The sequence below is a fragment of the Flavobacterium sp. WG21 genome, from assembly GCF_000335775.1.
Classification (GTDB): Bacteria; Bacteroidota; Bacteroidia; order Flavobacteriales; family Flavobacteriaceae; genus Flavobacterium; species Flavobacterium tructae.
In genome coordinates, this window is sequence record NZ_AMYW01000035.1 from 40,277 (window position 1) to 48,758 (window position 8,482).

General features: G+C 34.7%; 9 protein-coding genes. 6 read left to right on the forward strand and 3 right to left on the reverse strand.

Features of this window, described 5'->3' with window-relative positions:
* Positions 1-242: 242 nt before the first annotated feature.
* Entirely contained in the window at positions 243-650 is a 408-nt protein-coding gene (locus tag C245_RS0119455; RefSeq protein WP_017498289.1) for a hypothetical protein, read from the reverse strand.
* Positions 651-710: 60 nt separating this feature from the next.
* Here C245_RS0119455 and C245_RS0119460 point away from each other — a divergent pair, with 60 nt between their 5' ends.
* Both C245_RS0119460 and C245_RS0119465 read left to right on the forward strand, forming a co-directional pair.
* Positions 711-1,094: an acyl-CoA thioesterase gene (locus tag C245_RS0119460; RefSeq protein ID WP_017498290.1), complete on the forward strand. Its 384-nt coding sequence runs from the start codon at positions 711-713 to the stop codon at positions 1,092-1,094.
* Positions 1,095-1,142: 48 nt separating this feature from the next.
* Entirely contained in the window at positions 1,143-1,571 is a 429-nt protein-coding gene (locus tag C245_RS0119465; RefSeq protein ID WP_017498291.1) for a hypothetical protein, read from the forward strand.
* Positions 1,572-1,682: 111 nt separating this feature from the next.
* On the opposite strand, the gene C245_RS0119470 is transcribed toward C245_RS0119465, so the two are convergent.
* Together C245_RS0119470 and C245_RS0119475 are read right to left on the reverse strand one after the other, a co-directional pair.
* Complete coding sequence (locus tag C245_RS0119470) at positions 1,683-2,939, reverse strand: mechanosensitive ion channel family protein (protein WP_026110171.1); 1,257 nt, start codon at positions 2,937-2,939, stop codon at positions 1,683-1,685.
* Entirely contained in the window at positions 2,932-3,219 is a 288-nt protein-coding gene (locus tag C245_RS0119475; protein WP_017498293.1) for a DUF3817 domain-containing protein, read from the reverse strand. The genes C245_RS0119470 and C245_RS0119475 overlap by 8 nt, the downstream gene beginning before the upstream one ends.
* Positions 3,220-3,322: 103 nt before the next feature.
* Between C245_RS0119475 and C245_RS0119480 the strand changes: the two genes are divergently transcribed.
* From C245_RS0119480 to C245_RS0119495, 4 genes are all read left to right on the forward strand, one after another.
* The gene (locus C245_RS0119480) at positions 3,323-3,853 is read left to right on the forward strand and encodes a DUF6155 family protein (protein WP_017498294.1); all 531 of its coding nucleotides are present in this window, start codon (positions 3,323-3,325) and stop codon (positions 3,851-3,853) included.
* Positions 3,854-3,963: 110 nt separating this feature from the next.
* Complete coding sequence (locus tag C245_RS0119485; RefSeq protein ID WP_017498295.1) at positions 3,964-5,505, forward strand: DEAD/DEAH box helicase; 1,542 nt, start codon at positions 3,964-3,966, stop codon at positions 5,503-5,505.
* A gap of 199 nt (positions 5,506-5,704) precedes the next feature.
* The gene (locus C245_RS0119490; protein ID WP_017498296.1) at positions 5,705-7,039 is read left to right on the forward strand and encodes a DEAD/DEAH box helicase; all 1,335 of its coding nucleotides are present in this window, start codon (positions 5,705-5,707) and stop codon (positions 7,037-7,039) included.
* Between the two features lie 83 nt (positions 7,040-7,122).
* Entirely contained in the window at positions 7,123-8,379 is a 1,257-nt protein-coding gene (locus C245_RS0119495) for an NAD(P)/FAD-dependent oxidoreductase (protein WP_017498297.1), read from the forward strand.
* Positions 8,380-8,482 lie beyond the last annotated feature (103 nt).

Sequence of the window (8,482 nt, forward strand, 5' to 3'; positions counted from 1 at the left end):
CAGCAACAATTACGGTCGATTTTAAACTTATAGAATCGTCGTTTGTAAGATTTTGTTTTATTAAGTGTAAAACATTTTTTTGAGAACTGCGTCCTAATGGATGCAAAGTAAAAAGACTAACAGTTTATTTAACCGTTAGTCTTTTTTATTTTGAGGTTTAGATAGTAATTTATGTAAATCCAACAGGTTTTTAAAACCTGTTGGATTTGTTTTATAGGCCAAATTTTATTTTCATTTAAATTCTATTTCGACTTCGATTCTAATTCAAACAATTGCACTTGACTTTTCAAGCGGTCGATGAGTAAATTCATCATCCTTTTGTTGAGACTGGAGGAGTTTTGGATATAAGTTTCGTATTCTTCAAGGGTAAAAAGCGCCATTACGATTCCTTTCAGAGAATTTCTAAACTTAATATCTTTTTGAATGGAGTTTTCGATGGTTTGGAGTTTCTTTTCTACGGTGTACGAGTAAAAATCAGCTTTATTTTTGTTGACATAGTTAATGAAAACCGCAACGAATAAATCGTTCTGAAGTTTTAAAATGGGTCTAATGGTTTGATTTTGAAACAACTCATCCGCAGAAGATTGAGCACTTATAGTTCCTAAAGTTTCGCCTCTGAATTCTTTTAAAAAAGTGTCTCTTGCTTCCATGTTTTTTCTTTAAATTTAGAAAAAAATCCGATACAAAATTTTTTATTCAAACTAAATATTATGCGATTTCATACCAGAAAATGGGTCAAACCCGAAGATTTAAATCCGAACGGAACATTATTTGGAGGAAAGTTACTTGCCTGGATCGATGAAGAACTGGCACTTTATACGATCATTCAGTTGGAAAATACCAGAGTAGTTACCAAATACATGTCTGAAATTGATTTTAAGAGTTCCGCCCGACAAGGTGATATCGTTGAAATTGGAATTGATGTTGTGAAATTTGGAAACACTTCACTGATTTTAAAATGTGCCGTACGTAATATGATGACTCGTGAAATTATTATTACCATAGACAAAACTACGATGGTTAGCCTGGATGAAGAGGGAAAACCCAAAGCTCACGGAAAAACTCAAATTGAATTTGTAAAAGATCGTTTGTAATTTTTTCGACACACAAAAACAGAACCTGTTATTTTAAAAATTCGAAAAATGGTCAAAACTTTTATATTAGCTTCTTTATCGACTCTTGCTCTAATTTCCTGCAATTCAAAAGAAAACAAAGAAGAATACAAACATGCCGTTTATCGCGCGGTTCACAAAGGCGATACAGCGGTTTTGGATATCCGTATAAACAATAAGCGTTTTTTCGGCCGTTATGAAGTATTCTACCATAAAATAGGTAAAGATTCCGGGGATGTAAGAGGAGATATAAAAGGAGACACGCTAAGAGGTGATTATCATTTTATCTCTAATGGCGGAAGCTGGAAGAGAATTCCTTTAGCCTTGCTAAAAAAAGACAATAAATTGTTCTTAGGAAAAGGAGTAATCGGAATTTATTTTAATCTTCCGCTTTTTATGCCTGATCAGCCTATAGAATATAACGAATCAGGGTTTGTTTTTGAAAAAGTTAAGGAGTAATTTTTGTTTATTTGTTTCATGTTTCATGTTTCAAGTTTCATGTTTCACGTTGTTGTTAGGTTTATTGACGAAGTCAAAACCTGAAACTTGAAACATGAAACAAAACTTTTCTTAATCAAACCTACCAATCTTCGAAGGCAGTTCAAATATCTCAAGATCGAAATATTCTACAGATGCCATTACGTGATCAAATATATCAGACATAATATATTCGTAATTGGCCCAGCGTTTATCGCTCGAAAAAGCATAAATTTCTAAAGGAACTCCATTCGCAGTCGATTGCAGTTGACGGCACATCATGTGCATGTCTTTGTTTAAACCGGGATGTGTTACCAAATATTGCATGATATACTTGCGAAACAATCCTAAATTGGTCATGTTTCGGCCATTAAGTGCTAACGTTTTATCAATTCCGCGTATTTCATTGTATTTGTCGATTTCGGATTGTCTGGTTTCGATATAAGAAGAAATCAATTGTACTTTTTTCATCTGATTCAGATCTTCGTCATTCAAAAAACGAATGCTGCTGCTTTTGATCAAAACGTGTCTTTTAATACGTCGACCGTCAGATTTCTGCATACCGCGCCAGTTCTGAAAAGAATCAGAACTCAAAGCATAGGTTGGAATTGTGGTAATCGTGTTGTCAAAATTTCGAACCTTAACGGTCGTCAGGTTAATTTCGATTACATCACCATCAGCACCGAATTTATCCATCGTAATCCAGTCGCCAATACGAACCATGTCGTTTATTGCAACCTGAACGCTCGAAACAAACCCGAGAATAGTATCTCTGAATATCAAGATAATAATAGCCGAAAGTGTTCCTAAGATAGTCAGCAATTCGCCTTGTTTGATTCCGAATAACTTCGAAATAATAATGGCAACCCCAAAAATCCAGAGTACGATCATAATAACCTGAACAAAACTGTCGATTGGTTTGTCGCTGTATTCTGGTTTTTGCTTTAAATAATCACGTAAAGCATTAAAAATGGTGCGGGTAATCCACAATCCCAGCAAAACGATATAAACGCCCACTATTTTTCCAAAAACAGACTCCCAGTACTCATACTTATCCAAAATGATAGGAACAGCCTTGTAAATAAAGAAAAACGGAATTAAATAGGCCGTGTATTTTGTGGTTTTATTGTGAATAAGGTAATCGTCAAATTTTGTTTTGGTACGCTGCGCAAAAACGGCGGTTAGTGTAACCAAAACAAATTTTGCCAAATAATAGATGGCATAAGCCAGTATTACCATAATGGCAATATTAAAGACCAGGCTTACATAGGACGCAATGTTGCGGCTCATGCCCCAGTCTCTAAAAATAGGGTATAAAAAGTTGAATATTTTATCCAAAAGTCTAGGCATTATTCTCCAGGTATTTTTTTTCTATATAAAAAGTTCCAAACGGAATAAGTGACGCTATCTGTATAATTGCAAAAGTTTTTAAATCCCAGTTTTGAGGTTTTTTAAGTAAAATAGCCAACAATACATATCCGATAAATAAAACACCATGTGTCATTCCCAACGGACGTAATAAGGTATGATAAAGTTCAGGATTATTGGTTTTGATGAAAAGCATATTGGTAAACAATACTAAATAAGAGATTCCCTCTAAAATTGCAGTAACTTTGAAAATCTTGAGCATATTCTATTTTTTGAGTTTAATACTAGCAAAATTAAGTATTATCGTTGGTTTTTGCAGTATCAATCAGGAAAGTAATTTACTTTTGTAATCTTAAACTTTGATAATGAGTAAACGCGATTTAAAAAAATATCTTGCCGAATTAGATAAGGAACAGCTCGAAGAGCAAATTATCGAATTGTATGAAAAGTTTAGTCCTGTAAAAGTGTACTACGATTTTGTCTTTAACCCTAAAGAAGATAAGCTATTGCAGGAATGTAAAGTAAAGATTTCACACGAATATTTTCCAATCAAAAAAGCAGGGGCCAGAAAACGTCCGAAAGCAAAATTGAGACGTTCGGTAGCGCAGAAATACATCAAACATTTTATTTTGTTAGGAGTTGATCCTTTTGTTGTTGCTGATATTATGCTTTACAATATAGAAATAGCGCAAACTTATTCGTCTCAAAATCCGGTTAAGCAGGATTTATTCTGTAAAAGCATCTTCAATTCCTTCGAACAGGCAGTGAATTTTTCGATTTCCAATGGAATTTTACCGGATTTTAAAGAAAGAATCATCACCATTCAACAAGAAACTCTTCAACAAAAATGGATAAATAGGTACGATTTCGAGGCAATTTTAGAGAAAATCGACTAATAAAGTGATTCTCATAAAAAATCTTATTTAAAAAAAACATTTATTTTAGGTTAAAATAAAGTGAAAAACTGTTTTTTCGGTGTATTTTTGCAAAAATCCAAAAATAAACAATGTCTCAAAACACTTTAGAAATAGAAAGAGAAGAGAAAAAAGAACTTTATGCATATCAAAAAGGCGATATTGATGCCATTTTTGATCGTTTAGACAACGCTCCTCCGAAACATCATTTATTATATCAATTGCCTACTGGTGGTGGAAAAACTGTGATTTTTTCCGAAATTGTTCGTCGTTATTTAGCTAATAATGATAAAAAAGTGGTGGTCTTGACACACCGTATCGAACTTTGTAAGCAAACCTCAAAAATGCTAAAAGGGTTTGGTGTTTCTAATAAAATCATTAACAGTAAAGTAAAAGAATTACCGGACCAAAACGATTTCTCTTGTTTTGTGGCCATGGTCGAGACTTTAAAAAACCGTATCAATGACGAAAAACTACATTTAGATAACATTGGTTTGGTTATTATTGATGAGGCACATTACAATTCATTCCGAAAATTACTAAACTCATTCAAAAATGCTTTTATTCTTGGAGTAACAGCAACGCCTTTGAGTTCAAATATAAAATTACCGATGCACCAGAGTTACAATGAACTTATTGTGGGTGATACCATTAGTTCATTGATTGACAAGGGATTTTTGGCTCGTGCAACAACCTATAGTTATGATGTTGGATTAACCTCTCTTAAAGTAGGTATTAACGGTGATTATACCGTAAAATCATCCGATGATTTGTATACGAATACCATCATGCAGGAAAAATTATTGCACGCTTATACAGAACGCTCAATAGGTAAAAAGACCCTGATTTTTAATAATGGTATCCACACTTCGTTATATGTTTATGAAACATTTAGAGAAGCAGGGTACGACATCAGACACCTTGATAACACCAGCAGCTCAGAAGAGCGTAAGGATATTTTGCAATGGTTCAAAAAAACACCGGATGCGATTCTGACTTCTGTAGGAATCTTAACAACAGGTTTTGATGAACCAACGGTTGAAACGATTATTTTGAATAGAGCGACTAAGTCATTAACGCTTTATTATCAGATGATTGGTCGTGGGTCCCGTAAATTACCCGGAAAAGACGAATTTACAGTAATCGACCTGGGGAATAACGCCGCACGTTTTGGTTTATGGAGTGAGCCGGTAAACTGGCAGCACATCTTTAAATCGCCTGAATTTTATTTAGAGAATCTTCGTGATGATACTGAGATTGAAATGTACTTTAAATACAGTATGCCGCCGGAATTACGTGCTAAATTCAGCAAAACCGCCGATGTAACTTTTGACGTTGATGAAGAACATAAGTTAATTATCAAACAAAATTTACGTTCAAAAGTGGTTTTAGACAAATCGTTAGAACAACATGCTTCCATGTGTGTGGACAATACAGAAACGCTGCAAGAAGCAAAATCATTAGGAAAAGAACTTGATGATGATATAGAATGCCGTATCAAACGTTTTGCAAAATGTTTGAGTCAGTGTAGTAAAAATTACCGCGAATGGCTTCTTGACGATTATAAAAAGAACCTGACGTTATTAATAGGTAAGAAGTATCGTGAAAAAATCATGAACGAACCGGACGAATAGAAAAATTTTGTTTCAGGTTTAAGGTTTCAGGTTTTTTTGGAATCTAAACAAAATTATATTCTTAAAAGGAGAAATAGCATTTTAGAGTAATTCATTCTATTGCGATTTCTCCTTTGCAAATTACCAGAAACTCATTTTTAAGTTATCAAAGCAACCTGAAACTTGAAACAAATAAAAACAAAATAAACAAAATAAAAAGATGTCTAAACAATTCTCATCATTAGGAATTTCAGCACCAATTTTAAAAGCATTAGGCGAATTGAACATTGTTGAACCAACAGAAATTCAACAAAAAACAATTCCATTACTTCTGGCTGAAACTCAGGATGTAGTTGGTTTAGCCAAAACAGGAACCGGTAAAACCGCAGCTTTCGGATTGCCGTTGCTGCAGTTAGTTGATGCAGAATCTCCTGTTGTTCAGGCTGTCATTTTAGTTCCAACGAGAGAACTTGGACAGCAAATCTTTAGAAATTTAGAAGATTTTGGAAAACATATTCCAAATATTTCTATTGCTTCAATTTGCGGAGGAATTCCAATAAAACCACAAATTGAGCGATTAACACAACCTACACAAATAGTTGTAGCTACGCCGGGACGTTTAATTGATTTGATTCAGCGCAAAGCGATTGATTTAAAACAAACTTCTTATTTAGTGTTGGATGAAGCCGATGAAATGGTTTCGATACTTAAAGAAAGTTTGGACGAGATCATTGCGGAACTTCCTAAAAAACACCGTACTTTATTGTTTTCGGCTACTTTACCAGGAACAATCAAACAACTGATTCAGAACTATTTGAATAAAAACGTAGTTCAGGTTAGCGCAAATATGGAAACTGCAGGTAATCAAGGAATTGATCACGAATATATTGTAGTGGATCCAATTGAAAAACTGGATGTTTTAATGCATTTCCTGAATTCAAAAGAGGGGGAACGCGGTATTATTTTCTGTAAAACCAAAGCAGCAGTCAATAAATTGGCGAAAAATTTAGCGATCAATCGTTTTTCTTCAGGAGCACTTCATGGCAGTTTGTCGCAAGGAATACGTGACAGAATCATGGAGCAATTTCGTGAAGGACATATCAATATATTAGTGGCTACAGATTTGGCAGCCAGAGGAATTGATGTAAAAGAGATTTCTTATGTGGTGAATTATCACTTACCCGACACTTATGAAAACTATGTTCACCGAAGCGGAAGAACGGCAAGGGCAGGAGCAAAGGGGCTTTCACTAACGGTTTTGCAGGAAGAAGAAGTAGCAGAAATTCCGGAATTTGAAGCAGAATTAGGAATTAAATTCACCAAATTTCAAAAACCGTCGGCTTTAAGTCTTGAAGAAAACAATATGCTTTTATGGGCCAAGCAAATTTTCAAAACAAAGCCCAATCATGAGATGTCAACCGATCTGAAAACGAAGGTAAAGACCGTTTTTCATCATCTGACTAAAGACGAACTAATTGAAAAACTGATAGCCAGTTACGTTTTACAGAACAAAGTTGAAGTGACCGAAAAACCTGTTAAAAAATTCAAAAAGTAATATTCCGGGCAATTAACTTTGCTAATTTATGTCGTATATTTATAAGGTAATTTCACTATAATCCCAGTTAATATACAGCATATATGAAGATAGTCATCATAGGAGGTGGTTTTGCAGGAATCAATCTTGCAAAAGAGCTTGTTAACCATCCTCAGATACAGGTAACTCTTGTAGACAAGAACAATTATAACTTTTTTCCACCACTTATATATCAGGTTGCCACTGCTTTTTTAGAGCCCTCAAGCATCAGTTATCCGTTTAGAAAATTCTTTGCTGGTAAAAAGAATCTTGAGTTTCGTTTAGGAGAATTGCTTTCTGTGGTTCCGGCCGAGAATAAAATTATTCTGAACAACGGAGAACTAACATACGATCATTTAGTTTTTGCAACCGGTGCTGAAACGAGTTATTTTGGAATGGAAAATGTAATGAAAAACGCCATTCCGATGAAAACGTTAAACGACGCCATCGAAATGCGTAATGCCCTGCTTAAAAATCTTGAAAAAGCAGCAATTACCAAAGACATGCGTAAACGACGCAAATTATTAACTATCGTTGTAGCAGGAGGAGGCCCGACAGGTGTGGAAGTATCCGGAATGTTTGCCGAAATGCGCAAAAGTATTCTATTAAAAGAATATCCGGAATTAGAAACATCAGCCAGTAATGTGTATTTAGTCGATGGGGGAGACGCACTCCTCTCGCCTATGAGTAAAGCTTCTCAGGAAGATACCCTTGAGGCACTTACCAAACTTGGTGTTGTGGTAAAACTTCAAACACGTGTTGTTGACTATGTTGATGATACCGTTCATTTTGCTAACGGCGAGACCATTAAAACAAAAAATCTGATTTGGGCTGCCGGAGTTTCTGCTAAAATTTTTGAAGGAATCCCAACAGAAAGTTATGGCCGTGGAAAACGTATGGCGACAGATCAGTACAATAAAGTAAATGGTTTGACAAATGTTTACGCTATTGGTGACACAGCCATCACAGCCGGTGATAAAAATTTCCCGGACGGACATCCGCAAGTAGCGCAGGTCGCTATTCAACAAGGATTAAATTTAGCCAAAAACTTTAAAGCAATGGTTCAAAATAAACCTTTAAAAGCATTTATTTACAATGACAAAGGTTCTATGGCGATTATTGGAAAAAATAAAGCTGTTGTAGATTTACCAAGTCCAAAATGGCATTTTAAAGGATTTTTTGCCTGGTTTATCTGGTTATTTGTTCATTTAATGTCTTTGATTACCTATAGAAACAGATTGAATACCTTCTGGAACTGGATGATTGCTTATTTCGCAAAAGATCAGTCTTTGAGAATGATTATCAGACCGGATAAACGATAATAAAGAGAATTGATAAAATTCAATTTTTAAATTCCAAACTCCAATGAACTGAGAGTATTTAATTGAGCATAAAAAAAGCCAGAATTATTAAATTCTGGCTTTT

What these genes read in the sequence shown, in the direction of transcription:
- C245_RS0119495 (WP_017498297.1), top strand. Translation starts at nt 7,123, where the DNA reads ATGAAGATAGTCATCATAGGAGGTGGTTTTGCAGGAATCAATCTTGCA.
- C245_RS0119470 (WP_026110171.1), bottom strand. Translation starts at nt 2,939, where the DNA reads ATGCCTAGACTTTTGGATAAAATATTCAACTTTTTATACCCTATTTTT.
- C245_RS0119475 (WP_017498293.1), bottom strand. Translation starts at nt 3,219, where the DNA reads ATGCTCAAGATTTTCAAAGTTACTGCAATTTTAGAGGGAATCTCTTAT.
- C245_RS0119465 (WP_017498291.1), top strand. Translation starts at nt 1,143, where the DNA reads ATGGTCAAAACTTTTATATTAGCTTCTTTATCGACTCTTGCTCTAATT.
- C245_RS0119485 (WP_017498295.1), top strand. Translation starts at nt 3,964, where the DNA reads ATGTCTCAAAACACTTTAGAAATAGAAAGAGAAGAGAAAAAAGAACTT.
- C245_RS0119460 (WP_017498290.1), top strand. Translation starts at nt 711, where the DNA reads ATGCGATTTCATACCAGAAAATGGGTCAAACCCGAAGATTTAAATCCG.
- C245_RS0119455 (WP_017498289.1), bottom strand. Translation starts at nt 650, where the DNA reads ATGGAAGCAAGAGACACTTTTTTAAAAGAATTCAGAGGCGAAACTTTA.
- C245_RS0119490 (WP_017498296.1), top strand. Translation starts at nt 5,705, where the DNA reads ATGTCTAAACAATTCTCATCATTAGGAATTTCAGCACCAATTTTAAAA.
- C245_RS0119480 (WP_017498294.1), top strand. Translation starts at nt 3,323, where the DNA reads ATGAGTAAACGCGATTTAAAAAAATATCTTGCCGAATTAGATAAGGAA.